This window comes from Halomonas sp. 11-S5 (genome assembly GCF_029889825.1).
Classification (GTDB): domain Bacteria; phylum Pseudomonadota; class Gammaproteobacteria; order Pseudomonadales; family Halomonadaceae; genus Halomonas.
Window position 1 is genome coordinate 85432 of the sequence record NZ_JARANW010000001.1, and the last position, 23556, is coordinate 108987.

Genomic DNA, 23556 nt, shown 5'->3' on the forward strand with positions numbered 1-23556 from the left:
TCAGCATACATTCACAAGGAACCGGGTGAACATGATGATCCGTACGCTGATTTCCAGCCCTGTGTCTCGTTGCGCGGCGCTGGCCGCCGGTACCCTCATCGCCCTCTCGGCCCAGGCGCAGGACCCCGTGGTGGTCTCCTCCAAGATCGATACCGAAGGCTCGGTGCTTGGGCAGCTGATCCTGCAGCGCCTCGAACAGGGCGGTATCGAGGTCGAGGATCGCCTCCAGCTGGGCGGCACCAGCATCGTGCGCGAGGCGCTGATCGCCGGCGAGATCGACCTCTACCCCGAGTACACCGGCAACGGCGCCTTCTTCTTCGACATGGCCGACAGCCCGGTATGGAACGATGCCGACAAGGCCCTCGAGACGGTGCGCGAGAAGGATCGCGAGGCCAACGGCCTGGTCTGGCTGACGCCGGCCGAGGCCAACAACACCTGGGCGATCAGCGTGCGCGGCGAGTTCGCCCGCGAGCATGACCTGGCAAGCCTCGAGGACCTGGCGGCCTACCTCGACGACGGGGGGGCGTTCAAGCTGGCCGCCAGCGCCGAGTTCGTCGAGTCGCCCCAAGCGCTGCCGGCCTTCCAGGAGGCCTACGGTTTCACGCTCTCCGAGGCGCAGCTGCTGGTGCTCTCCGGTGGCAATACCGCGGCCACCATGCGCGCCGCGGCCCAGCAGACCAGCGGCGTCAATGCGGCCATGACCTACGGCACCGACGGGGGCTTGCAGGCCCTGGATCTGGTGGTCATGGACGATACCCTGGGGGTGCAGCCGGTCTACCAGCCCACTCCGGTGGTGCGCGAGGACGTGCTCGAGACCTATCCCGAGATCGCGTCGCTGCTCGAGCCGGTCTTCCAGGCCCTGGACCTCGAGACCCTGCAACGTCTCAATGGTGACGTGGCGGTGAACGGCCGGGATCCTGCGGCAGTTGCCATCGACTTCCTCGATACCCTGGACGACTGAGGCCGCCTTGCGCCCGGACACGCCCGGCCCCAACGTCGTCCTGCTGACGCTTTCGCTGGTCGCCCTGGCGGCCTGGCTGGGACTGGACACGGTCAGCCTGGCGGCCAACCGCATCGTGCCCGGCACCGGCTATCGGGTCTTTGATGTCATCGGGGTGGGCGGCGCCCTGGCCACGAGCCTGCCCTGGCTGGCGCTGGCGGGGCTCGCCTGGCGCCCCGCCCGACGCCGCCTCGCCCTGGCACTCACGCTGGTGGTGCTGATGCTCTCGGCCCTGCCGGCCTGGCTGTCGCTGTCGGCCGTTACCCTGGTCGACAGCGCCCAGGCCCGGCTGGGCATCGGCGCCGGCATCTGGGTGGTGCTCTTCCTGCTGCTGCTGGCCATGATCGAGCTGCGCCGTCGCCTGGACCTGTCGCGACTTGTCGGCTGGGCATTGGTGTTGCCCGCCGTGGCCAGCGCGGGGCTCTGCCTCGCCCGCTGGCTCGAGCCCCTGGCGCTGTGGCAGGAGTACCGCGGCCGCAGCGGCCAGTTCCTGAGCGCCGTCGGCGAGCATTTGCTGCTGGTCGGGGTGGCGGTGGGCACGAGCCTGGCGCTCGGCGTTTGTCTGGCGCTGGCCATGCGCCGCTGGCCCGGCGTGCAGAGGGCCGGCTTCGGCGTGCTCAATGTCCTGCAGACGATTCCCAGTATCGCGCTCTTCGGCCTGCTGCTGGCGCCGCTCGCCTGGCTGTCGGCGAACGTCGACTGGCTGGCGGCACTGGGGGTCAGCGGCATCGGCCGGGCGCCGGCGCTGCTGGCACTGGTGGGCTACAGCCTGCTGCCCATGGTGCGTAACACCTTCGTCGCCCTGGAGGCGGTGGACGCCGGGGTGATCGATGCCGCGCGCGGCATGGGCATGAGTCGGGGCCAGGTGCTTCGCCAGGTGCGCCTGCCGCTGGCGATGCCGGTGATCCTCGAGGGCATCCGCATCACCACGGTACAGGCCATCGGGCTGACCGCCGTGGCCGCCCTGATCGGTGCCGGCGGCCTCGGCACCTTCATCTTCCAGGGGCTCGGGCAGGCTGCCATGGACCTGGTGCTGCTGGGGGCGCTCCCCATCCTGTTGCTGGCGCTGCTGGTGGATGCCCTGCTTGGCGCCCTGACCGACATCCTGCGCCCGGGAGGGGCCGAATGATCGACCTGATCCATGTCACCAGGCGCTTCGGCGCCGCTACCGCGGTGGACGATATCTCGCTCAGCGTGGCCCGGGGTGAGCTCTGCGTGCTGGTGGGGACCTCCGGCTGCGGCAAGTCGACCACGCTGCGCATGATCAACCGGCTGATCGAGCACAGCGAGGGTGAGATCCACATCGATGGCCAGCAGATTCGCCGCTTCCGCGAGGAGACCCTGCGTCGGCGGATGGGCTATGCGATCCAGAGCACCGGGCTCTTTCCCCACTGGACGGTGGCCCGCAATATCGGCCTGGTACCGCGGCTGCTCAAGTGGCCGGCCACGAGGATCCAGGCACGGGTCGAGGAATTGATGGCGTTGCTGGGGCTCTCCATGGAGGCGTTTGCCGGCAAGTATCCCCACCAGCTCTCCGGTGGCCAGGCGCAGCGGGTGGGGGTGGCCCGGGCGCTGGCCGCCGATCCGGATATCCTGCTGATGGATGAGCCCTTCGGCGCCCTGGATCCGATCACCCGGGAAAGTCTGCAGGACGAGTTGCGCGAGCTGCAGGCCCGGCTTCACAAGACCATCGTCTTCGTCACCCACGACATGGACGAGGCGCTGCGCCTGGCGGATCACCTGGTGGTGATGCATCAGGGGCGCATCGTGCAGCAGGGCCGGCCCCTCGAGCTGCTGCGCGAGCCGGCGGATGACTTCGTCGAGTCGCTGCTGGGGGGCGAGGACCGTGGCCTGAAGGAGGCGGCGCTGCTGCCGGTCAGCCAGCGGATGCTGCCGCTGGGACCGCGCCTGCTGGCGCGCGAGCGGATCGGCCAGCGGGCCAGCCTGCGCGAGGCGCTGTCGCTGATGCTGTGGCGGCACGCCGAACGGCTCACCGTGGTGGACGACGACGACCTGCCGGTGGGCGAGCTCTCCCTGCGTCGCCTGGTGGGAGCACGCAGCGATGACTGAGTGGCGCCGCTGGGCCGCGCCGCTGGGCTGGCTGGCGCTGCTGCTGGCGGCAACGCTTGGCATGGGGCAACTGGAGGGGCTGTTTCGCTGGATCGAGTCCGACAGCCGCCAGGTGATCTACGAGCGTGCCGACTTCCTGACCCTGCTGGGTCGCCACCTGCTGGTGGTGAGCGTGGCCGCCGTGCTGGCCATACTGATGGGCGTGGGGGCCGCCATCGCCGCCACTCGCCGCTGGGGGCGGGACTTCCTGCCGTTGGTCAGCCAGCTGGCTTCCATCGGCCAGACCTTCCCGCCGGTGGCGGTGCTGGCGCTGGCGGTACCGGTGCTGGGCTTCGGCACCCTGCCGATCATCGTGGCGCTGCTGCTCTATGGCCTGCTGCCGATCGTGCGCAACACCCTGGCCGGCCTCGAGGGCATCGACCCCGGCGTCATGGAGGCGGCCCGTGGCATGGGCATGAGCGGCGGCCAGATCCTGCGCCAGGTGGAGCTGCCGCTCGCCGCCCCGGTGATCCTGGCCGGGATCCGTACCTCGGTCACCATCAACATCGCCACGGCAGCCATCGGCGCCACCGTGGGGGCGAGCAACCTGGGCGACCCGATCATCTCGGGGATCGTCAACGGCAATACCGCCTATGTCGTCCAGGGGGCGCTGCTGATCGGGCTGCTGGCGATCAGCGTGGACAGCCTGTTCAGCCGCTTGCCGCTGGCCGGTTCCCGCTGCTGAGGTGGAACCCCCACAAGGTGTCTCCGGAGCCAGGCTGGGCAAGGAGGTTTTGTCGGAGCCGTCGGTTCGACGCCTCGACTTGCACGGCGATTAGCGGTTTTGCTGATGGGGGTGCCCGTCGCGAATCGCGCTGCGAGCAGCGCTCCTACAGTGAGTCATGATTCCCTTTGCGGTATCGGGTGTCTGGTCAACGCCATCAGTTTACGTTAACGTCAATGCTGTTGCGTTGACCGCTGCCGGGGTGACCCTCTGGCGGAGCGGCCTATTAAGGACAACACTGCCCTCAAAAGGGGCACAGGACCATGACGATGACAACAACACCGGATATCCACGAGCCGACCTTTCTGGCCGGTGACGAGTTCAGCATTCCCACCTTTCGGCTGCTCAAGCAGGACGGCACCCTCCACGAGGGTGCCCGAGCCCCCGACCTGGAGCATGCCAAGGCGCTGGCCATCTATCGCGCCATGGTGGCGACCCGCGTGCTCGACGAGCGGATGCTCGCCGCGCAGCGCCAGGGGCGGCTCTCGTTCTACATGCAGTGCACCGGCGAGGAGGCCGCCGTGATCGGCGCCACGGCGGCGCTGGATGATGCCGACATGATCATGGCCCAGTATCGCGAGCAGGGCGCCCTGGTCTATCGCGGCTTCACCTTCGACGAGTTCATGAACCAGCTGTTCGGCAACGAGCTGGATTACGGCAAGGGCCGCCAGATGCCGATCCACTACGGGTCGCGCAAGCTCCACTACATGACCATCTCCTCGCCGCTGGCCACCCAGATTCCCCAGGCCACTGGTTACGCGTATGGCCAGAAGCTCGCCGGCGATGGCCAGTGCACCACGGTGTTCTTCGGCGAGGGCGCCGCCTCCGAGGGCGACTTCCACGCCGCCCTGAACATGGCCGCCGTGCACGAAGTGCCGGTCATCTTCTTCTGCCGCAACAACGGCTATGCGATCTCCACGCCGTCCATCGAGCAGTTCGCCGCCGATGGCGTGGCACCGCGGGCCTTCGGCTATCGCATGCATGTCATCCGCGTGGATGGCAACGATATCCTGGCGGTCTACTCGGCCACCCGCGAGGCGCGCCGGATCGCCGTGGAGCAGAACAAGCCGGTGCTCATCGAGGCCATGAGCTATCGTCTGGCCGCCCACTCCTCCTCGGACGACCCTTCCGGTTATCGCTCGAAGAAGGAAGAGGAGGCCTGGCGCGAGAAGGATCCCATCCTGCGCATGCAGCGTTGGTTGATCGACCTGGACTGGTGGAGCGAGGAGGAGGAGAAGGCCCTTCAGGAGAGCCTGCGCCGCGAGGTGCTGGAGACCATGAAGCGCGCCGAGAAGCGTCCGCCGCCGCCCCTGGACAGCCTGGTGACCGATGTCTATGCCGACGTCACCCCGGAGCTGCAGCGTCAGCTCGACGCCTTGAAGACTCATATCCGTCTGTACCCGGAGGCCTACCCGAAGGGTGCGCGCTCCCTGGACCCGGACGTGCGTGCCGGTGACGACGTCGCTGCCAAGGGAGGGGAGTGAGATGCCGACCATGAACATGCTGCAGGCCATCAACAACGCCCTGGACATCGCCATGGGCGAGGACGACAAGGTGCTCTGCTTCGGCGAGGACGTGGGCAGCTTCGGCGGCGTCTTCCGTGCCACCAGCCACCTGCAGGAGAAGTACGGGCGCGCGCGCTGCTTCAATACCCCGCTGGTGGAGCAGGGCATCATCGGCTTCGCCAACGGCCTGGCCGCCCAGGGCTCGGTGCCAGTCGCGGAGATCCAGTTCGCCGACTACATCTTTCCGGCCTTTGACCAGATCGTCAACGAGACGGCCAAGTTCCGCTACCGCTCCGGCGATCTGTTCAACGTCGGGGGGCTGACCATCCGCGCGCCCTACGGCGGCGGTATCGCCGGCGGCCTTTACCATTCCCAGTCGCCGGAGGCCTACTTCGCGCATACGCCCGGTCTCAAGGTCGTGGTACCCCGCGACCCCTACCAGGCCAAGGGCCTGCTGCTGGCGTCGATCCGCGACCCCGACCCGGTGATCTTCTTCGAGCCCAAGCGCCTCTACCGTGCCGCCGTCGGCGAGGTGCCGGAGGAGGACTACCAGTTGCCCATCGGCGAGGCCGAGGTGACCAAGGAGGGCAGCGACGTGACCCTGGTGGGCTGGGGGGCTCAGATGGAGGTGATCGATCGCGCCGTGGAGCTGGCCGAGAAGGACGGCATCTCCTGCGAGGTGATCGACCTGCGCAGCCTGCTGCCCTGGGACCAGGACAGCGTCGCCGAGTCGGTGTTCAAGACCGGCCGGTTGGTGGTCACCCACGAGGCGCCGCGCACCGGGGGCTTCGCCGGCGAGATCGCCGCGGTCATCCAGGAGCGCTGCTTCCTGTACCTGGAATCGCCCATTGCCCGGGTGACCGGCCTGGATACGCCCTTCCCGCTGACGCTGGAGAAGGAGTACCTGCCGGATCACCTGAAGATCGTCGAGGCCATCCGCGCCAGTGTGAATTTCTGACGACCGGGTTCAGGACAGGAGAGACAAGATGACAGATTTCAAGCTGCCCGATATCGGGGAAGGTATCGTGGAGTGTGAGGTAGTGGAGTGGCGCATCAAGGAGGGTGACGTCATCGAGGAGGACCAGCCGGTGGTCGAGGTGATGACCGACAAGGCGCTGGTCGAGATCACCGCGCCGGAGGCGGGGCGGGTCACCCGGCTTCATGTGCCCAAGGGCGAGATCGCCAAGGTCCACGCGCCGCTGTTTGCCTACGAGGCCGAGGGCGAGGCGTCCGATGAGGCCGGCTCCCGCCGCGGGACTCCTGCCGGTGAAGCGGGCGGGGAACCCGACGACACCGCCGTGTCGTCGGCATCGAAGGGTGCCAGCAAGGACTTTATCCTGCCGGACCTCGGCGAGGGCATCGTCGAGTGTGAGGTGGTCGAGTGGCGCATCGCCGAGGGCGACGAGATCGAGGAGGACCAGCCGGTCGTGGACGTGATGACCGACAAGGCCATGATGGAGATCACCGCCCCCGAGGCGGGGCAGGTCACCCGGTTGCATGTGGCCAAGGGCAAGATTGCCCGCGTTCATGCGCCGCTGTTCGCCTATGCCCCGGAACACGCCGAAGCACCGGAGGAGGCCGCCAAGGCCGCGCCCGCGCCCGCCGAACCTGCCCCGCGTCCGGCTGCGACCTCGAGGGCCGAGACCCCGCCGGCCGGTGGGCTGGGGCCCTATGGGCGCATCCCGGCGAGCCCGGCGGTGCGCCGCCTGCTGCGCGAGCATGGGCTGCGCCTCGAACAGGTGCCGGGGTCCGGCAAGCAGGGACGGGTGCTGAAGGAGGACGTCCAGGCCTTCCTGGCGCGCGGCGAGACGGCCGGCGCAGAGGCGTCACCCGTCGCGGCGTCATCCGCCGAGAAGCCCCAGGCGCCCGCGCGCTCCAGCGCCCGGGGCGAGGTGCGCGTGGAGCCGATGAGCGGCATTCGCGCCGCCATGGCGCGCAAGATGGTCGCCTCGGCCTCGACGATCCCGCACTTCCAGTACGGCGAGGAACTCGACGTCACCGAGCTGCTGGCGCTGCGCGAGCGCCTCAAGCCCGAGGCCCAGGCACGCGATGCGCGCCTGACGCTGATGCCCTTCTTCATGAAGGCCATGGCGCTGGCGATCCGCGACGTCCCGATCCTCAACAGCCGCCTCAACGAGTCGGGCGACGAGATCCACTACCTGCCGTCCTGCAACATCGGCATGGCCGTGGACGGCAAGGCGGGACTGATGGTGCCCAACGTCAAGGGGGTGGAGGGCTTGACCCTGCTGGAGATCGCCGGCGAGATCCAGCGGCTGACGGCCGGGGCCCGCGAGGGCAGGGTGGCGGCTTCCGACCTGAAGGGCGGGACCATCAGCATCTCCAACATCGGGGCACTGGGCGGGACCTATGCGGCGCCGATCATCAATGCCCCGGAGGTGGCCATCGTCGCCATCGGCAAGACCCAGTGGCTGCCGCGCTTCGACAGCAACGATGCGGTGGTGAAGCGGGCGATCATGACCGTCACCTGGGCGGGGGATCACCGCCTGATCGATGGCGGCACCATCGCGCGCTTCTGCAATGCCTGGAAGGGCTATCTCGAAGCGCCGGAGACCATGCTCCTCCACCTTGGATAAGCCATGAGCGCGCCACCATGACCCAGGCGTCCCTGCAGCAGTTCTACATTCCGGAAGAGCAGTCGATCTACCTGCTCAGCCACGACGACGCCCGCAAGCTCAAGGCGTGGGTGTCGCTGTGCCAGGCCCAGCTGGAACAGCTGGGCTACCGGAATATCGAGCTGATCGGCAAGGGCGCCTACGGCTTCGTCTTCGCCGGGCTCACCGCTGGCGTTTCCAGCCCCCGCGAGCAGTACGTCTTCAAGTTCACCCGCGTCAACCTGCCCCAGCACCTCCAGGATCGCCTGGAGGAGGAGGCCTTCATGCTGGAGCAGGTCGACCACCCCCGGGTGCCCAAGCTGATCGTCTTCCAGCGGGTGCGCAGCCAGTCGATCCTGGTGATGCAGCGCGCCCCGGGCTTCAACATGGAGGAGGTCTCGCTGCGCGAGGGGCGACTGTCGCCACGCCTGGTGGTGCGCATCGCCGACCAGCTGGCCGATATCCTGCGCACCCTGCGCCGCGAGAGCGGACCGGCCGGCAAGCCGGTGGTGCATGGCGACATCAAGCCCTCCAATCTGGTCTTCGATGCTGCCCACGAGACCATCGCGCTGATCGACTGGGGCTCCTCGGTGTTCGCCCAGCTCGACGCCAGCCTGCAGTTCGTGGCGACCAACGTCATGGAGCTGATGTCGGACAACCTGCAGCAGACCAACGCGCGACTGGGGGATGTCTATTTCATCGGCGAGGAGCAGCTCAACGGGGCGCTTTCGTCACCGCGCTTCGACGAGCAGGGGGCGGCGGCCACGCTCTACGCCCTGGCTTCGGCGCAGTCCTGTCGCTTCGGCCATCGGGCCATTCCCGCTACCTCTTTGGGGTTGCCCATGGAGTTCGCGCGCATGCTCGACGGCATGCTCGATCCCGACCTGCGCACCCGCATGCGCGCCGGCGACCACTTCATCCGCGAAATGCCCCGGCTCGCCCGCCTGGTGATGCTCGACCTGCCCACGCCTCAGGAGGCCCCCCTGGTGCCGGTGTGGAGCCGGCCAGCGGGTCGCGAGATCGATACCGTCGTGTACAGCTCGCGCAAGTCCTTCCTGCGCGAGGAGGGCGGGCGCGAGACCCTCAACGACGTCAATGACGTCCAGCTCGATCGCTACTACAAGAACTTCATGCAGAACATGGGCGAGACCGAGAAGGCCTTCCTGGCGGCGGTGAGCCGGCTCGGCAAGTACCCGGTGGTGGGCGGGCTGGCGGTGCGCTGGGAGGCCGAAGGGGCCTATATCGACACCTCGCTCAACCTGCACGATCCGGCCCTGAAGCAGGCGTTCATCGCCGCGGTCAACAACATGGTGACCCTGGCCCGGGCGATCCACCGTCGCGGCATCTTCAAGAGCTGCCTGTTCAATGCCCGCGACACCCTGCACCTGGACCGGGCGAGCGTCGATCAGCCCTTCGAGATCCTGCCCGGGATGCGGCTGCACTACGAGGTCAGCGCCGTGCCCGAACTCGAGGACCGCTCGCGCCTGCACAGCTACTTCGAGGATGGTCCGGACCCGGAGGAATTCCTGGTCCTTCCCGAGGCGATCATCACCTCGCTGGAGGCCCTCAACGAGATCCATCACACCGGCATGATCATCTTCGAGGCGCTGCCCGAGCACCTCAAGATCCACAGTCATTACCGGCTGCTCGACCCCTCCCGGGAGGCGGAGTTCCGGCGCCGCCTGGAGGATATTCTCGAGGCGGTGGGGCTGATCGAGGGGCTCGGGGTGTCGGGCTTCATGAAGATGCCCTACAAGGACACGCGCTTCTTCGCCCATATCGAGCGCCAGCCGGAGCGCTTCTATCCGCGCAATCCTCGGCAGGCCGCCGAGTAGCGCGATCAGCGCGGCGCAGAGATCATTCTCTTTCTTTCTCGGGCACGGCGCCGCGCCTTTCCATGATCAATTGCCCATGGCCTGTGGCAGCCAGGTGACGATGCCGGGGAAGAGGCTGATCAGCACCACCCCGAGCATCATCAGCAAGAAGAACGGCATGGCCGCCCAGGCGATCGACAGGATATTGCGCCCCGTCATGCCCTGCAGCACGAAGAGGTTGAAGCCCACCGGCGGGGTGATCTGCGACATCTCCACCACGATCACCAGGTAGATGCCGAACCAGATCAGGTCGATGTCGGCGGCCTCGACCATGGGCAGCATGATGGAGGTGGTCAGCACTACCACCGAAATGCCGTCCAGGAAGCAGCCCAGCAGGATGAACAAGAGGGTCAGGGCCGCGAGCAGCATGACGGGCGACAGTCCCAGGGTGCCGATCCAGGCGGCGAGCTCCCGAGGCAGGCCGGTAAAGCCCATGGCGGCGGTGAGGAAGGAGGCGCCTGCCAGGATGAAGGCGATCATGGTAGCGGTGCGCACCGCCCCGAGCAGGGCGTCGCGAAACACCCTGCGATCCATGGTGCCCTGGACCCGGGCCAGCAGCAGCGAGAGCACCACCCCTACGGCGGCCGCCTCGGTGGGAGAGGCCAGGCCGGCATAGATCGAGCCGATGACCCCGACGATCAGCGCCAGCAAGGGAAGCAGACGGCGCGCCCGGCGCAGCTTCTCGCCCAGCGGCAGGTCGGCCTCGGCGGGCGGGATCTTGTCCGGGAAGCGCCACGACCAGAGCATCAGGTAGGCGGCGAACAGCGAGATCAGCAGCAGGCCGGGAAAGATGCCGGCCATGAACAGCCGGGCGATGGACTGATCGGTGGCCACCCCGTAGACGATCAGGATGATCGAGGGCGGGATCAGCAGGCCAAGCGTCGCCGAGCCGGCCAGGGTGCCGATGACCAGCTGTTCGTCATAGCCGCGGCGGGTGAGCTCGGGAATGGTCATCTTGCCCATGGTGGCGCAGGTGGCCGCCGAGGAGCCGGAGACGGCGGCGAACAGGCCGCAGCCCACCACATTGGTGTGCAGCAGGCGCCCCGGAATGCGCTGCATCCAGGGCGACAGGCCGGTGAACATGTCGTCGGCGAGCCGAGAACGAAAGAGGATCTCGCCCATCCAGATGAACATCGGCAGGGCCGTGAGCTCCCAGCTGTAGCTGTCCCCCCAGACATTCGAGGCGAGCACGTCGCCGGTCGGCACCGAGGTGAACTGCGAGAGCCCCAGCCAGCCCAGCCCCAGCAGGGAGAAGGCCACCCAGACGCCGCTGCCGAGCAGCAGCAGCAGGGTGGCGAAGAGGATCGTCATCATCACGAGCATGCGGTGTCTCCCGGGCTCATTGCGGGCCGCCGTCATCGATGGTGAAGGTGGACGGTCGGGTCACGGCGGTCACCAGCGTCGCCAGCCAGGCCTCGGCCAGCGCCAGGCATAACAGCACCACGCCGATGAGCATGGCCGACTGGGGGATCCACAGCGGGATACTCAGTAGTCCGTAGGAGGTCTCGTTGAAGGCGATGCTGTCGTCCAGCAGCCAGTAGAGGTACCAGCCCAGATAGAGGCTGAGGATCAGGGCGATGCTCAGACAGAAGAGCTCGACGAAGGCGCGCGGGGCGGGGGGAAGCCGTCCGATCAGCAGCGTCACGCGGATATGGCCACCATGCACGAAGGTGTAGGCGAGCCCCAGGAAGCTGGCGCCGACCAGCAGGAAACCGGAGATTTCGGCGAGGCCGGGAATCGCCAGGCCGATGCGGTCGCCGCCGATCCCGGTGGCGATGCGATCGACGATGCGCCCGAGGATCTGGGCGGTGATCAGGGTACAGATCAGGCAGAGGCACAGGGCAGCCAGATAGCCGCCCAGCTGGTAGAGCGTTCTGAGGCGATAGGTCATGGCGGGGTCCATAGGTGGCTGCAGGGGCGCCTCGCCCCGGCAGGGAGGGGTAGATCAGTCGCGCGCGGCCTCGTAGGCCTCGAGGATGGCGGCCCCCTGGTCGCCGGCGCGGCCGGACCACTCTTCGGTCATGGTCGCGCCGACCTCTTCGAGCAGGGCGGCGAGTTCGGGCGTCGGCTCGCTGACCTCGATGCCGTTCTCCTTGAGTACCGCGAGGGCGTCGTCGGTCTCCTGGCGGCTCATCTCCCAGCCGCGCGTCTCGGCCGCGGCGGCCGACTCGAGCACCGCCTGGCGGGTGGTCTCGTCGAGGCGCGAGAAGGCCTTCTCGCTGACGATCACCATGTTCTTGGGCAGCCACAGCTGGGCGTGGTTGAAGTGGCTCAGGTAGTCCCAGGCCTTGGTGTCGGCACCGGTGGCCGGCGAGGTGATCATGGCGTCGACGCGGCCGGTGCTGAAGGCGGTGGGGATGTCCGGCACCTCGACCTGGGTCGGCACGGCGCCGACGAGCTGGGCGAACCTTTCGCTGGCGGTGTTGTAGGCCCGCATGCTCAGGTTCTTCAGATCGTCCGGTCCCTCCAGGGCCTGCTGGGTGTAGATACCCTGGGGGGGCCAGGGGACGGCGAAAAGCAGACGCAGCTGCTGTTCGGCAAGCTCCTCGGCGATGACCTCGCGGGAGGCCTCCCACAGGGTCTGGGCATCCGCGTAGCTGGAGGCCAGGTAGGGCACCGAGTCGACCTCGAAGATCGGGTTCTCGTTGGCCAGGCGAGACATGATCAGCTCGCCGATGGGCACGATGCCTCGACGCACCGAGTTCTTGATCTCGGCATGGCCGATCAGCGAGCCGTTGGAGTGCACGGTGATGTCCAGCTCGCCATCGGTGGCCTCGCGCACGTCGTCGGCGAACTCGCGAATGTTGACGGTGTGGAAGGTCATGTCGCCGTAGGGCGTGGGCATGTCCCACTCGGTCGCGGCCTGGGCGGTGGTGCCCAGGGTGGCTAGGCTGATACCAATGGCAACAGCCGAGGTCAGATGAAGGAGGGGGAAACGGGCAGTCATGTGCGGTTCCTCGAGTCGGGGTCTGGTTGTCGCTGCAGGGCGTCGGACAGCGGGCCGTCCACAAGGAGTCTAGCGAGTGTTCGCGAAGAAGGTCAGGCGAGCGGCCCATGTCGAATCAACGATATGCAGGCTAAACCGCGCTGTCTTGCTGATAAAACCTTGATAAATTCTCGCTGAAACGTCACGCAGAGGAGATGGATCATCATGAAGACCCTGCTGCTCAATGCCGATATGGGCGAGAGCTTCGGTCCCTGGGTCATGGGCCTGGACCACGAGGTGATGCCCCACGTGGACCTGGCCAACGTGGCCTGCGGTTTCCACGCCTCCGATCCCGACGTGATCCGCATGACCGTGCGGCTAGCCAAGCGCCATGGCGTCACCGTGGGCGCCCACCCCGCCTATCCGGACATGGTCGGCTTCGGGCGCCGTTCGATGGCCTGCTCGGCCGAGGAGGTCGAGAACCTGGTGCTCTACCAGGTTGGTGCTCTGGCCGGCATTTGCCGGGCCGAGGGCCTGGAGGTCGGTTACGTCAAGCCCCACGGGGCCCTCTACAACGACATGATGCGCGACCCGGAGATTCTCGACGCGGTGATGCGCGCATTGGTGGCCTACGATTTACGCCTGCCGTTGATGGCGATGGCCACCCGGGATACCTCGGCTGCGCGGGCACTGGCCGAGCGGCATGGCGTGACCCTGTGGTTCGAGGCCTTTGCCGATCGCGCCTACGACGGTGAGGGTCGGCTGGTCTCCCGGCGAGAGCTGGGGGCCGTGCACCACGACCCCGAGGTGATCGTCGACCAGGCGCAGCGCATTGCCCGCGGCGCGCCACTCACGGCCAGCGACGGCAGCCCGCTGGTGCTGGCCGCCGATACCCTCTGCGTGCATGGCGACAACCCCGAGTCGATCGCCGCCATCAAGGCGATCCGTGAGGCGCTCAACGGCCTGGCTAGCGCCTCATGAGCGGTCGATTTCCGCAAGGGCTGCCGCGCCTCGAGCCCGCCGGGCTGGACGGCTGGATGGTGCGGCTGTTCGACGTCATCGACGAGGCCAACATGCCCTGGCTCACCGCCCTGGTGAGGGAGTGCGAGACGGCCTTCGGCGACCACCTGGTCGATCTGGTGCCGTCCTATACCACCCTGCTGGTGGTCTTCGACCCGCTGCGACTCTCGCCAGGCGAGGCCAGAAGATGGCTGGTTGACCTCCTGCAGCGGCTGCAGCCCGACGAGGAGGCGGCCGACGCACCGGTTCAGGAGCTGCCGGTCTGGTACGACGCTTCGGTGGGGCCCGAACTCTCGCGACTGGCCGAGCTTGCGGGTATGAGTCTCGAGGAGGTGGTGGCCTGCCACACTGAACACAGCTACCGGGTCTTCGCCCTGGGCTTCGCGCCGGGCTTCGCTTTCATGGGCAGCGTCGATGCCAGGCTCGAGGCGCCCCGGCTGGAGACGCCACGGCGGCGCGTGCCGGCGGGTAGCGTGGCCGTGGCCGGCCGACAGACCGCGGCCTATCCCGCCGTCACGCCGGGCGGCTGGAACCTCGTCGGCCGGACCCCGGCGGTGCTCTTCGACCGCGACCGGGAGGGGTTCAGCCTGCTCCAGGTGGGCGACCGGGTACGCTTCGTGCCCATCGATCGTGCCGAGTTCGCGCGCCTGGGGGGCGACACCCGCCCGATGGAGGAGGATAGATGACGCAGGCGATAGATGGCGCGATAGATGGCCTCAGCGTGACGCGTGCCGGCCCCCTGGCGCTGCTCCAGGATGCCGGGCGCTTCGGTGTGCGGCGGCTGGGGGTGACCCAGGGCGGGCCGGTGGACCTGCACGGCTGGGCCTGGGCCAATCACCTGGCGGGCAACGCCTGGGGAACCCCGGCCCTGGAGGTGACCTTCGGCGGCCTCGAGCTCGTGGCCGAACGGGACCTGGTGCTGGCCGTGGCGGGGGCGGACCTGTCGGCGACCCTGGACGGCGAGCCGCTCGCCGGCTGGCGCTCGCTGTCCGTCAAGGCGGGCCAGCGGCTCGCCTTCGGTGCGCCGGTCAACGGCCTGAGGGCCTACCTGGCGGTGGCCGGTGGCTTCGCGGCACAGCCGGTGCTGGGCAGTGTGGCCTGTGTGGTGCGCGAGGGGCTGGGCGGCCATGATGGCCAGGGACACCGGCTGGCCGCGGGAGATTGCCTGCAGGTCACGCCGCGTCGCGCTTGCGCCACCCGCGAGGCCCCCGGGGAGGCGCCGTTCGACTATCGCCGGCCGGCCGAGCTGGCGCTGCTGCCGGGCGCCCAGATAAGCGAGTTCAGCGGGGCGAGTCTCTTCCTGGCGTTCAATGCGCCCTGGCGGGTGGACGATCGGGCCGATCGCATGGGCGTGCGCCTGACCGGCCCGCGGCTTGATTGCCGGATGGCCAGCATGATCTCCGAGGGGATCGGCCTGGGGGCGGTGCAGGTGCCCCCCGACGGCCAGCCCATTGCCCTGCTCAATGACCGCCAGACCATCGGCGGCTATCCTCGCCTCGGGGCACTCACGCCGCTGGCCTGCTCACGGCTGGCCCAGTGCCTGCCGGGGCAGGAGGTGTGGCTGAAGGCGGTTTCGACCGATCGGGCGCTGGAAGCCTACCGGCGCTTCCGCGCCGGTTTCGCCCGCTGATGGCACCTCAGGCCCCCAGGCCGCTCTCGCGCAGCAGCTGGTCGATGCTGCGCTCGACGCGGGGTGTCGCGGTACCCTCGATGAGCAGTTGGGTCTCCAGCTCGGCCAGGCCGTCCTGCACCAGGCGCTCGATCAACTCGGCCTTGGTGATGCCGGTGTGGTGGCTGGCACGCTCGAGGCGGGCTTCCAGGTCGCGGGGGAATCGCAGCAGGTGGGGCATGGTCTGTCTCCTGGGGCTGGCGCCGGGTCCCCGGGCGCATGGAATGTATCCTGAGTGTAACATTGGCAGGTCGTCTGGAGATGCCTGACGGCAAGTTTCATGCCTGGTGATGACGGCGGTATGACAGCTGTCAGCCGAGCAATGGGAGACCTGGCCTCAACAGGGCAGATGCGGCCTCAGGCCAGTCCCCGCCGGCGCATGACTTCGGTGATGATGGGGACCGGCGTCATCAAGTGCTCGCGCATCATCTCGGCGGCGCGCGGGGCGTCGCGGGAGAGGATGACCTCCACCAGGGCGGCATGTTCGCGCCGCTTGCGCTCCAGGGCCTCAGCGGAGAAGACGGTCTCGCGTAGCCAGAGATGGCGGTAGCGCTCCACCTGATCGAACAGGCTGTCGCGGAGCTTCAGTAGGTGGGGGGAGTTGCAGCCGGCGGCGATGGCGGTATGGAACACCTTGTGGCGGGTGTCCCAGACGTCGAGCAGCTCCTCGGCGCTGTTGACCTCCGTCACCTTGGCCAGCGTATGGGCCTTGGCCAGGATGTCGGCCTCCCAGTCGTCGTCGCCCCGCTGGATGGCGAGCTCCAGGATCAGCCCCTCGAGCTGGGCCCGGGCGTCATAGAGGTCGGCGAGTTCCGACAGCGACATGGGCGCCACCCGATAGCCACGCTGGCTGATGGCCACCACCAGGCGCTCGGCCACCAGTTGCGAGAGGGCCTCGCGCAGGGGGCCGATGCCCAGCCCGTAACGCGCCTTGAGACCGCTCATCAACAGCTTCTCACCGGGCATGAAGTCGCCGCGGATGATGTCGCGTTTCAGCCAGTGATAGGCACTGATGCCCAGGTTCTGTTTCGAGGAGATGTCCATGGCGCGCTGTCGTTCCGAATGTGGCTGACATCATACCTAATCATCGCCACTGTGGTGAATCGTGCCGTGGAACATCGAAAAATGGAAAGAGGCCGGAATCATGGATATTCTCCGGTCACATGCCTGTCATCACCGAGGTGAGCCTTGTACGACTTCATCATCATCGGCGGGGGTATCCTCGGCATGTCCACCGCCATGCAGCTGAGCGAGAGCTTTCCCGACCGCCGCATCCTGTTGCTGGAAAAGGAGTCGGGCCCGGCCCGCCACCAGAGCGGCCGCAACAGCGGTGTGATCCATGCCGGGGTCTATTATGCCCCCGGCAGCCTCAAGGCGCGCTTCTGCCGCGAGGGGAACCGGGCCACCCGGGCGTTTTGCGAGGCCCACGGCATCGAGACCCGCATCTGCGGCAAGCTGCTGGTGGCCACCAACGACCTCGAGCTTCAGCGCATGCAGGGGCTCTGGGAGCGAACCGGCGCCAACGGTCTCGAGCGGGAGTGGCTATCCGCCGAGGCGCTTCGCGAGCGTGAGCCGGCGATCAAAGGTGCCGGGGCCCTCTTCGTGCCATCCAGCGGCATCGTCGACTATTCCAAGGTCACCCTGGCCATGGCCGAGGAGTTCGAGCATCGCGGTGGGATGGTCCGTTTCGATCAGGAGGTCACCAGGATCGACGAGCGCCCCGGCGAGGTGGTGGTCAGGACCCGCGATGACGAGTTCTCCACCCGCTACCTGATCTCCTGCGCGGGGCTGATGGCCGATCGCGTCGTGAGGATGCTGGGGCGCAATCCCGGCTTCATCATCTGCCCCTTCCGCGGCGAGTACTTCCGCCTGCCGCAGACGCGTGACGGGATCGTCAAGCACCTGGTCTACCCGATCCCCGATCCGGCCATGCCCTTCCTCGGCGTGCACCTGACGCCGATGGTCGACGGCGGTGTCACCCTTGGCCCCAATGCCGTGCTGGCGCTGGCCCGCGAGGGGTATCGCAAGTCGGATGTCTCGCTGCCGGACCTGGCACGGCTCTTCAGCCATCCGGGGGTGTGGCGGATGCTGGCCAGCAATGTGCGACCGGGGCTGGCGGAGCTGCGCAACTCCTTCTCCCGTCGCCGTTATCTGGCGTTGGTGCGCCGTTACTGTCCGGAGCTGACTCTCGATGACCTCCAGCCCTGGCCGGCCGGAGTGCGCGCCCAGGCGGTCTCCCGCGACGGGCATCTGATCGACGACTTCCTGTTCGTCAACACGCGGCGCACCGTCAACGTCTGCAACGCACCGTCACCGGCGGCCACCTCGGCCCTGCCCATCGGACGCTATATCGTCGACAAGGTGAAGGAGCAGGTGGAGGTCGGCTGACGGCTCGGTCAGGTCGTCTCTGGGGGGCGCTTCAGCTCGACCCAGGCGGCATAGGTGCTGAGGAAGACCCGCCCGGTGAGGTCATCGAGGAAGTCGCTGTGTTTGAGCCGGTCCATCACCGGCCCCTTGACCTCGGCCAGGTGCAGGGTGACCCCGGAGTCCTCGAGCCGGGCATTGATGGCGTCCAGGCTCTCCAGCGCCGAGGCATCGATCAGGTTGACCGCCGAGCAGATCAGCACCACGTGTTCGAGTTCCGGACGGCTCGCCACCAGCGCGTAGACGGTGTCCTCGAGGTAGCGGGCATTGGCGAAGTAGAGGCTCTCGTCGATGCGCAGCATGGCCAGGTGGCTGACGGTCTCGGTCGCGTGGCGCTGGATGCTGCGGAAGTGCTCGGTGCCGTCGATGCGTCCCACCAGCACGCTGTGCGGGCGGCTGGTGCGGTAGAGGAAGAGGGTGATGGAGAGCAGTACGCCCGCGATGATGCCGGCCTCGACCCCTTCCACCAGGGTCAGCACGATGGTCACCGCCATGGCCGAGAAGTCGCTGCGCGAGTAACGCCAGGTCTGGCGCACCAGGGGGATGTCCACCAGGGTCAGGATGGAGACGGTGATGGTCGCCGCCAGGGTGGCGATGGGCAGGTGCTGCAGCAAGGGGGTCAGCGCCAGGGTCGCCGCCCCGATGCCTAGCGCCGCGAAGAGGCCGGCCATGGGCGTGCGAGCCCCGGACTCGAAGTTGATCACCGTGCGCGACAGCCCCCCGGTGACCGGCATGCCCCCGGAGAAGGCCGCGGCCAGGTTGGCGCCGCCCAGGCCCACCAGTTCCTGGTTGGGCGATATCCGCTCGCGACGCTTGGCCGCCAGCATCTGGGCCATGGAGATCGATTCGACGAAGCCCACCACGCTGATCAGCAGGGCCGGAATCAGCAGGGCGCGCCACAGCGGCAGGTCCAGCGGCGGCAGGCTCAGCGGTGGCAGCCCCCCGGGAATGGCGCCGACCACCGCCACGCCGCGCTCCGCGAGCCCCAGCCACCAGCTGAGCAGCGTCGTCACGACCACCGCGATCACCGGGCCGGCCCGGGCCAGCAGGGAGGCGAGCCCCTTCGGCAACTTCAGCGCCCGCAACATCCGTTCCCCGTAGCGTCGCATCCCGATCAGGAAAGCCAGGCAGCCGAGGCCGAGCAACAGCGTCGGCCAGTGGGTCTGCCCCAGCTCGCCGGCGATGCTGATAAGCAGCGCCAGCGCCGTGAAGCCGCTCGCCTCGATGCCCAGCAGATGGACGGACTGACTGGCGGCGATAAGCACCGCCGAGGCGGAGAGGAACCCGGCGATCACCGGGTGACTCAGGAAGTTGGCGAAGAAGCCCAGGCGCAGCAGGCCCATCGCCGTGAGCATCAGCCCGGAGAGCAGCGACAGCACCAGGGCCGCCTGCAGGTAGTCCGAGGTCCCCGGGGCGGCCACTCCGGAGAGGGCCGCACCGCTCATCAAGGCGATGATCGCCACCGGGCCCACGGCCAGGGTGCGGCTCGTGCCGAGCAGGGCGTAGGCGATGGCCGGCAGGATGCTGGCATACAGGCCGACCACCGCCGGCAGGCCGGCGAGCAGGGCATAGGCCAGCGACTGGGGAATCACCATCACCGTGACGATCACCCCGGCCAGCAGGTCGGCGCCGGCCAGTCTCCGGGTGTAGTGGGGTAGCCAGGTGAGGATCGGGAAGTAGCGCTTGAGCATCCTTACTCGCCATGTCGGTGGCAGGGTCGACGGGAACGGCCCCGAGGCGTGGCTACCAGACTAAACGATATTGGTCGCCGGGTTCAGGGTTGGTTAGCATCGGGTGAAATAGTGAATACCCACGACAACACAGAAGGACATGAAGGGAAGTGACGAGCGAGCCGTGGGGCCGGCTCCCTCCCTCAAGGCCGAAACGGGCGAAGGAAGCGGCGATCCAGTCGCCGCTTCCCGGCCAGGGCCAGGCGACCGCCCCACCAGCGGTGGCCGCGGATGGCGAGTCCCTGGCCGGCGCCCAGGTCGAGAATCGCCAGGGCCAGCCGCTGGGGAACATAAGGTCTCGGGGGAGCACCGGCAAGGCGCGCCGCCAGGTTGTCGAGCAGCACCGGGGCCTGGCGGATGCCGTGGATGCGCAGGCGCGGCAGTTCGTGGTGGAGCATGGCCGCACAGTCCCCGGCGGCGAAGATGTCGGGATGGCCGGGGCTCTGCAGGGTGGCCTCCACGGCCAGGCCACGCCCGGGAATCAGCGGCAGGCGCAGCCGTTCGACCACCTCGGGCGGGGCCAGTCCCGCGGCATGCACGACATGGTCCGCCGCCAGCCATTGCAGGCTGTCCTCGCCCCAGGCATTGGTCTGGGTGGCGAAGGTCACGCCGCCGGTGGCATGGCCGGTGACGTCGAGGCCGAAGCGGACCCGGATCTCGCGGCGCTCGAGCTGGCGCATCAGCCAGCGCACGGCCCCGGCGGGGGCGCCCTCCAGCAGCCGCTCGCCGCGGCTCACCAGCAGGATCTCGGGGCGGGCGGCATGGCGCCTGGCCAGTTCGCGCAGCTGGCAGGCCACCTCCACGCCGCTTGGGCCACCCCCGACGACGACCAGCCGAGGGGTGAGGCCATTTGAGAACTCCTTTTCCAGGCAGTGGCGCAGGGCGAGCAGGCGCGGGAACGGCTTGACCGCCCAGACACGCGGACCCGGCGTGCGCCGTGCGGGACAGGGCGTGCGCGACCCCAGGTTCAGCGAGAGCAGCGAGAAGTCGAGCTCGCGACCGTCCTCCAGCCGGGCGGTTCGCGCCTCCGGGTCGAGGTGCACCAGGCGGCCCCGCAGGGCCTTAACGCCGTAGCGGGCCGCCAGCCGGGTCGGATCCAGGCGATCCTCGGCGGCCGTGTAGTGGGCGCCGAGCATGCCGGTGGCCCGCCCCGAATACCAGAAGCTGCCGGGGTCGACGAGGGTGACCTCGGCGCCCTCGAGACGCTGGCGATGTCGGATCAGGTGCAGGTGGGCATGCCCGGCGCCGACCAGCAGCAGGCGTGGTCTTGCGGCGCGAGGAGGTGTGGGAGTCATTCCGCGATGGTAGCGGAAAGGCGCGGGTCAGGCGACACGGGCGCCCGGCTTGACAGGCCGCGGCCCCGGGGGCGGGTCAACGCGACGAGGTGGCGGGGGCACCCGCTTCCCGAGGGCGTGACCGCCAGGCCGACCAGGAGTAGAGGGCCAGCCCGGTCCAGATCAGCACGAAGGTGGCGAGCTGCACCGGTGCCAGGGGCTCATGGAACACCAGCAGGGCGATGACGAACTGGATGGTCGGGTTGAGGTACATCAAGAAGCCGAGCGTCGCCAGGCGCAGCCGGCGCGCGGCCCCGGCAAACGCCAGCAGGGGCAAGGCGGTGATCACGCCGCTGGCCACCAGCAGGGCGGTGGTGCGGCCATCGCCGAGGAAGTGGGAGAGCTCGGCCTGGGTGAGCCAGCCCAGCGCCATCAGGGCCAGGGGCAGCAGCAGCAGGGTCTCGACGAACAGCCCCGACAGGCCGTCCAGCGGCACCTGCTTGCGCAGCAGGCCATAGGTGCCGAAGGAGAAGGCCAGGGCCAGGCTGATCCAGGGCAGCTCGCCCAGCATCACCAGCTGGATCGCGATGGCCAGGGCGGCGAGGCCCACCGCCACGCCCTGCAGGCGCGCCATGCGCTCGCGCAACACCAGCATGCCCAACCCCACGTTGACCAGCGGCGTCATGAAGTAGCCCAGGCTCGCCTGCAGGACATGCCGGGTCTCCACCGAATAGATGTAGAGCCCCCAGTTCAGGGCGATGAGCAGGGCGCAACCCAGTACCCGGCCGAGGCGCCTCGGCTCGGCAAGGGCCCGGCGGATCGGGGCCCAGCGGCCGAGCAGGGTGACCAGCCCGACCAGGAAGAGGCAGGACCAGATCACCCGGTGAAGCAGGATCTCGAAGGCGGGAACGCCCTGGAAGAGGGCGAAGAACAGCGGGAAGCAGCCCCAGGCCACATAGGCGGCCAGGCCGAAGGCGACGCCCTTGCCGGTTTCCTGGTGCGGAGCAGAGGTGGGGTAGTGGGACATGACGGCCTCGAAGCGAAACGCCTAGACATTAGCAGGCTACTCGCGTGGCCGCCATGGGCCCTGCCCGGCGGCTGACGATGACGGGGCACCTGGGGTAGGCTGTGACCGGGCATATTACCTGGACGGGAGTCCCCCTATGAGCGAATTGAGAACCACCCTGGTGCAGTGTGACCTGCGCTGGGAAGACCCCGACGCTAACTGCCGGATGCTCGAGGAGACCCTGGGCGAGCTGAGTGCCGACGACACCGACCTGATCGTGTTGCCGGAGATGTTCGCCACCGGCTTTACCATGAACTCCCGCGAGATGGCCGAGCCCATGGCCGAGAGTCGTACCGTGGCCTGGCTGCAGGCTCAGGCGGCCCGCCGGGGCTGCGTGGTCACCGGTAGTGTCGCCGTGGTGGAGCACGGCGACTACTTCAACCGCCTGGTCTGGGCGCGCCCGGACGGCAGCCTGGTCACCTACGACAAGCGTCACCTGTTCCGCATGGCCGGGGAGCATGAACGCTACGCCATGGGCCACGAGCGGGTAATCGTCGAGCTCAAGGGGTTCCGGATCCTGCTCAGCGTCTGCTACGACCTGCGCTTCCCCGTCTGGCTGCGCCAGCAGCCGGGGCCCGACGAGCACTTCGAGTATGACGCCCTGCTCTGCGTGGCCAACTGGCCGGCGCCGCGTCGCCACCCCTGGCGGGTGCTGCTGCAGGCCCGGGCCATCGAGAACCTCAGCCCGGTGATCGGCGTCAATCGGGTCGGCGAGGATGCCAAGGGCATGACCTATGCCGGGGATTCGATGCTGGTCGATGCCAAGGGGGAGGCGCTGCTCGACGCGCCCCGGGACACCCCCTTCCTGAAGACCGGCAGCCTGTCGCTCGAGGAGTTGCGCAGCTTCCGCGAGAAGTTTCCCGCCTGGCGCGACGCCGACCACTTCGGCCTCGCCGACGGGGTGGGCTACTGATGCGTCTGGACCGCTTCCTCTGCGAGACCACCGACCTGACACGCAGCCTGGCCAAGAAGGCCCTGCACCGCGAGGAGGTCCTGGTGGGCGGCGAGGTGATCAAGAACCCCGCCACCCAGGTCGACGAGCACAGTCGCGTCACCTGGAACGGCGAGCGCCTGGCCCTGGTCGGCCTGCGCTACGTGATGCTCCACAAGCCCGAGGGGGTCGAATGCAGTGCCCGTCGCGGCCTCTACCCGCTGGTCCGCGAACGGGTCGACCTGCCCCATGTGGAGCGGCTGCAGACGGTGGGCCGGCTGGACGTCGACACCACCGGCCTGGTGCTGCTCACCGACGATGGCCAATGGTCCCATCGGGTCACCTCGCCGAAGCGGCGCTGCGGCAAGGTCTATGAGGTCACGCTCGCCGAGCCGCTGGACGGGGCCGCGTGGGACGAGGCCGTGGCCCGTTTCGCCGAGGGGGTGCTGCTCGACGGGGAAGAGAAGCCGACGCGTCCCGCAGAGCTGGCCATGCGCTCACCCCGCGTGGCCGAGTTGACCCTGTACGAGGGCAAGTACCATCAGGTCAAGCGGATGTTCGCGGCCATCGGCCACCATGTGGTGGCCCTGCACCGCGAGTCGATCGGGCCGCTGTTCCTCGGCAAGCTGGCACCCGGCGAGTGGCGTGAACTCAGCGAGGAGGAAGTGGCGCTGTTTTGAGCCCGGCCCGTT

22 protein-coding genes are annotated in these 23556 nt (G+C 68.3%); 14 read left to right on the forward strand and 8 right to left on the reverse strand.

Going from position 1 to position 23556, the window contains the following annotated elements:
• Positions 1–31: 31 nt before the first annotated feature.
• From OP497_RS00380 to OP497_RS00415, 8 genes are all read left to right on the forward strand, one after another.
• Complete coding sequence (locus OP497_RS00380) at positions 32–961, forward strand: ABC transporter substrate-binding protein (protein ID WP_280545752.1); 930 nt, start codon at positions 32–34, stop codon at positions 959–961.
• A gap of 7 nt (positions 962–968) precedes the next feature.
• Positions 969–2129, forward strand: coding sequence for an ABC transporter permease (locus OP497_RS00385; protein ID WP_280545753.1), 1161 nt, complete (start codon positions 969–971; stop codon positions 2127–2129).
• Positions 2126–3070, forward strand: a complete 945-nt coding sequence (locus OP497_RS00390; protein WP_280545754.1) for an ABC transporter ATP-binding protein — start codon at positions 2126–2128, stop codon at positions 3068–3070. Before OP497_RS00385 ends, OP497_RS00390 begins: the two co-directional genes overlap by 4 nt.
• Positions 3063–3794 carry an ABC transporter permease gene (locus OP497_RS00395; RefSeq protein ID WP_280545755.1) on the forward strand — a complete coding sequence of 244 codons (732 nt, stop codon included), beginning with the start codon at positions 3063–3065 and terminating at the stop codon, positions 3792–3794. The genes OP497_RS00390 and OP497_RS00395 overlap by 8 nt, the downstream gene beginning before the upstream one ends.
• Positions 3795–4096: 302 nt before the next feature.
• Entirely contained in the window at positions 4097–5317 is a 1221-nt protein-coding gene (locus OP497_RS00400; RefSeq protein ID WP_280545756.1) for a thiamine pyrophosphate-dependent dehydrogenase E1 component subunit alpha, read from the forward strand.
• A 1-nt stretch (position 5318) separates the two neighbouring features.
• Positions 5319–6296: a transketolase C-terminal domain-containing protein gene (locus tag OP497_RS00405; RefSeq protein ID WP_280545757.1), complete on the forward strand. Its 978-nt coding sequence runs from the start codon at positions 5319–5321 to the stop codon at positions 6294–6296.
• Positions 6297–6324: 28 nt separating this feature from the next.
• Positions 6325–7932 (forward strand): dihydrolipoyllysine-residue acetyltransferase, encoded by a 1608-nt coding sequence (locus tag OP497_RS00410; protein ID WP_280545758.1) that lies wholly within the window; start codon positions 6325–6327, stop codon positions 7930–7932.
• 17 nt (positions 7933–7949) lie between these two features.
• Positions 7950–9785: a protein kinase gene (locus tag OP497_RS00415; protein WP_280545759.1), complete on the forward strand. Its 1836-nt coding sequence runs from the start codon at positions 7950–7952 to the stop codon at positions 9783–9785.
• A 66-nt stretch (positions 9786–9851) separates the two neighbouring features.
• Here the strand turns inward: OP497_RS00415 and OP497_RS00420 are convergent, their stop codons facing one another.
• Genes OP497_RS00420 through OP497_RS00430 form a run of 3 tightly spaced genes read right to left on the reverse strand, consistent with a single transcriptional unit; the run spans position 9852 to position 12771 of the window.
• The gene (locus OP497_RS00420) at positions 9852–11147 is read right to left on the reverse strand and encodes a TRAP transporter large permease subunit (RefSeq protein ID WP_280545760.1); all 1296 of its coding nucleotides are present in this window, start codon (positions 11145–11147) and stop codon (positions 9852–9854) included.
• Positions 11148–11163: 16 nt separating this feature from the next.
• Positions 11164–11715: a TRAP transporter small permease gene (locus tag OP497_RS00425; RefSeq protein ID WP_280545761.1), complete on the reverse strand. Its 552-nt coding sequence runs from the start codon at positions 11713–11715 to the stop codon at positions 11164–11166.
• A 54-nt stretch (positions 11716–11769) separates the two neighbouring features.
• Complete coding sequence (locus OP497_RS00430) at positions 11770–12771, reverse strand: TRAP transporter substrate-binding protein (protein ID WP_280545762.1); 1002 nt, start codon at positions 12769–12771, stop codon at positions 11770–11772.
• 204 nt (positions 12772–12975) lie between these two features.
• Here OP497_RS00430 and OP497_RS00435 point away from each other — a divergent pair, with 204 nt between their 5' ends.
• The 3 genes from OP497_RS00435 to OP497_RS00445 are packed head-to-tail and all read left to right on the forward strand — an operon-like array spanning position 12976 to position 15400.
• Positions 12976–13731, forward strand: a complete 756-nt coding sequence (locus OP497_RS00435; RefSeq protein WP_280545763.1) for a 5-oxoprolinase subunit PxpA — start codon at positions 12976–12978, stop codon at positions 13729–13731.
• Positions 13728–14456 carry a 5-oxoprolinase subunit PxpB gene (gene pxpB / locus OP497_RS00440; protein ID WP_280545764.1) on the forward strand — a complete coding sequence of 243 codons (729 nt, stop codon included), beginning with the start codon at positions 13728–13730 and terminating at the stop codon, positions 14454–14456. Before OP497_RS00435 ends, pxpB begins: the two co-directional genes overlap by 4 nt.
• Positions 14453–15400, forward strand: a complete 948-nt coding sequence (locus OP497_RS00445) for a biotin-dependent carboxyltransferase family protein (RefSeq protein ID WP_280545765.1) — start codon at positions 14453–14455, stop codon at positions 15398–15400. The genes pxpB and OP497_RS00445 overlap by 4 nt, the downstream gene beginning before the upstream one ends.
• Positions 15401–15407: 7 nt before the next feature.
• On the opposite strand, the gene OP497_RS00450 is transcribed toward OP497_RS00445, so the two are convergent.
• Positions 15408–15620: a hypothetical protein gene (locus tag OP497_RS00450; protein ID WP_280545766.1), complete on the reverse strand. Its 213-nt coding sequence runs from the start codon at positions 15618–15620 to the stop codon at positions 15408–15410.
• A 176-nt stretch (positions 15621–15796) separates the two neighbouring features.
• Complete coding sequence (gene csiR / locus OP497_RS00455; protein WP_280545767.1) at positions 15797–16483, reverse strand: DNA-binding transcriptional regulator CsiR; 687 nt, start codon at positions 16481–16483, stop codon at positions 15797–15799.
• 144 nt (positions 16484–16627) lie between these two features.
• Between csiR and lhgO the strand changes: the two genes are divergently transcribed.
• The gene (gene lhgO / locus OP497_RS00460; RefSeq protein WP_280545768.1) at positions 16628–17827 is read left to right on the forward strand and encodes an L-2-hydroxyglutarate oxidase; all 1200 of its coding nucleotides are present in this window, start codon (positions 16628–16630) and stop codon (positions 17825–17827) included.
• Positions 17828–17835: 8 nt separating this feature from the next.
• On the opposite strand, the gene sulP is transcribed toward lhgO, so the two are convergent.
• The 3 genes from sulP to rarD form a co-directional block, all read right to left on the reverse strand.
• Positions 17836–19554: a sulfate permease gene (gene sulP / locus OP497_RS00465; RefSeq protein WP_280545769.1), complete on the reverse strand. Its 1719-nt coding sequence runs from the start codon at positions 19552–19554 to the stop codon at positions 17836–17838.
• 182 nt (positions 19555–19736) lie between these two features.
• Complete coding sequence (locus OP497_RS00470) at positions 19737–20888, reverse strand: FAD-dependent oxidoreductase (protein WP_280545770.1); 1152 nt, start codon at positions 20886–20888, stop codon at positions 19737–19739.
• A 76-nt stretch (positions 20889–20964) separates the two neighbouring features.
• Positions 20965–21894, reverse strand: coding sequence for an EamA family transporter RarD (rarD, locus tag OP497_RS00475; RefSeq protein WP_280545772.1), 930 nt, complete (start codon positions 21892–21894; stop codon positions 20965–20967).
• A 136-nt stretch (positions 21895–22030) separates the two neighbouring features.
• On the opposite strand from rarD, the gene OP497_RS00480 reads away from it, so the two are divergent.
• Positions 22031–22846, forward strand: a complete 816-nt coding sequence (locus OP497_RS00480; protein WP_280545774.1) for an amidohydrolase — start codon at positions 22031–22033, stop codon at positions 22844–22846.
• Positions 22846–23544: a pseudouridine synthase gene (locus OP497_RS00485; RefSeq protein ID WP_280545775.1), complete on the forward strand. Its 699-nt coding sequence runs from the start codon at positions 22846–22848 to the stop codon at positions 23542–23544. The genes OP497_RS00480 and OP497_RS00485 overlap by 1 nt, the downstream gene beginning before the upstream one ends.
• The last annotated feature ends 12 nt before the right edge of the window (positions 23545–23556 follow it).

Excerpts from the sequence above, each read along its gene's own strand:
- OP497_RS00380 (WP_280545752.1), top strand. The coding sequence starts at position 32 with ATGATGATCCGTACGCTGATTTCCAGCCCTGTGTCTCGTTGCGCGGCG.
- OP497_RS00390 (WP_280545754.1), top strand. The coding sequence starts at position 2,126 with ATGATCGACCTGATCCATGTCACCAGGCGCTTCGGCGCCGCTACCGCG.
- OP497_RS00395 (WP_280545755.1), top strand. The coding sequence starts at position 3,063 with ATGACTGAGTGGCGCCGCTGGGCCGCGCCGCTGGGCTGGCTGGCGCTG.
- OP497_RS00400 (WP_280545756.1), top strand. The coding sequence starts at position 4,097 with ATGACGATGACAACAACACCGGATATCCACGAGCCGACCTTTCTGGCC.
- OP497_RS00405 (WP_280545757.1), top strand. The coding sequence starts at position 5,319 with ATGCCGACCATGAACATGCTGCAGGCCATCAACAACGCCCTGGACATC.
- OP497_RS00410 (WP_280545758.1), top strand. The coding sequence starts at position 6,325 with ATGACAGATTTCAAGCTGCCCGATATCGGGGAAGGTATCGTGGAGTGT.
- OP497_RS00415 (WP_280545759.1), top strand. The coding sequence starts at position 7,950 with ATGACCCAGGCGTCCCTGCAGCAGTTCTACATTCCGGAAGAGCAGTCG.
- OP497_RS00420 (WP_280545760.1), bottom strand. The coding sequence starts at position 11,147 with ATGCTCGTGATGATGACGATCCTCTTCGCCACCCTGCTGCTGCTGCTC.
- OP497_RS00425 (WP_280545761.1), bottom strand. The coding sequence starts at position 11,715 with ATGACCTATCGCCTCAGAACGCTCTACCAGCTGGGCGGCTATCTGGCT.
- OP497_RS00430 (WP_280545762.1), bottom strand. The coding sequence starts at position 12,771 with ATGACTGCCCGTTTCCCCCTCCTTCATCTGACCTCGGCTGTTGCCATT.
- OP497_RS00435 (WP_280545763.1), top strand. The coding sequence starts at position 12,976 with ATGAAGACCCTGCTGCTCAATGCCGATATGGGCGAGAGCTTCGGTCCC.
- pxpB (WP_280545764.1), top strand. The coding sequence starts at position 13,728 with ATGAGCGGTCGATTTCCGCAAGGGCTGCCGCGCCTCGAGCCCGCCGGG.
- OP497_RS00445 (WP_280545765.1), top strand. The coding sequence starts at position 14,453 with ATGACGCAGGCGATAGATGGCGCGATAGATGGCCTCAGCGTGACGCGT.
- OP497_RS00450 (WP_280545766.1), bottom strand. The coding sequence starts at position 15,620 with ATGCCCCACCTGCTGCGATTCCCCCGCGACCTGGAAGCCCGCCTCGAG.
- csiR (WP_280545767.1), bottom strand. The coding sequence starts at position 16,483 with ATGGACATCTCCTCGAAACAGAACCTGGGCATCAGTGCCTATCACTGG.
- sulP (WP_280545769.1), bottom strand. The coding sequence starts at position 19,554 with ATGCTCAAGCGCTACTTCCCGATCCTCACCTGGCTACCCCACTACACC.
- OP497_RS00470 (WP_280545770.1), bottom strand. The coding sequence starts at position 20,888 with ATGACTCCCACACCTCCTCGCGCCGCAAGACCACGCCTGCTGCTGGTC.
- rarD (WP_280545772.1), bottom strand. The coding sequence starts at position 21,894 with ATGTCCCACTACCCCACCTCTGCTCCGCACCAGGAAACCGGCAAGGGC.
- OP497_RS00480 (WP_280545774.1), top strand. The coding sequence starts at position 22,031 with ATGAGCGAATTGAGAACCACCCTGGTGCAGTGTGACCTGCGCTGGGAA.
- OP497_RS00485 (WP_280545775.1), top strand. The coding sequence starts at position 22,846 with ATGCGTCTGGACCGCTTCCTCTGCGAGACCACCGACCTGACACGCAGC.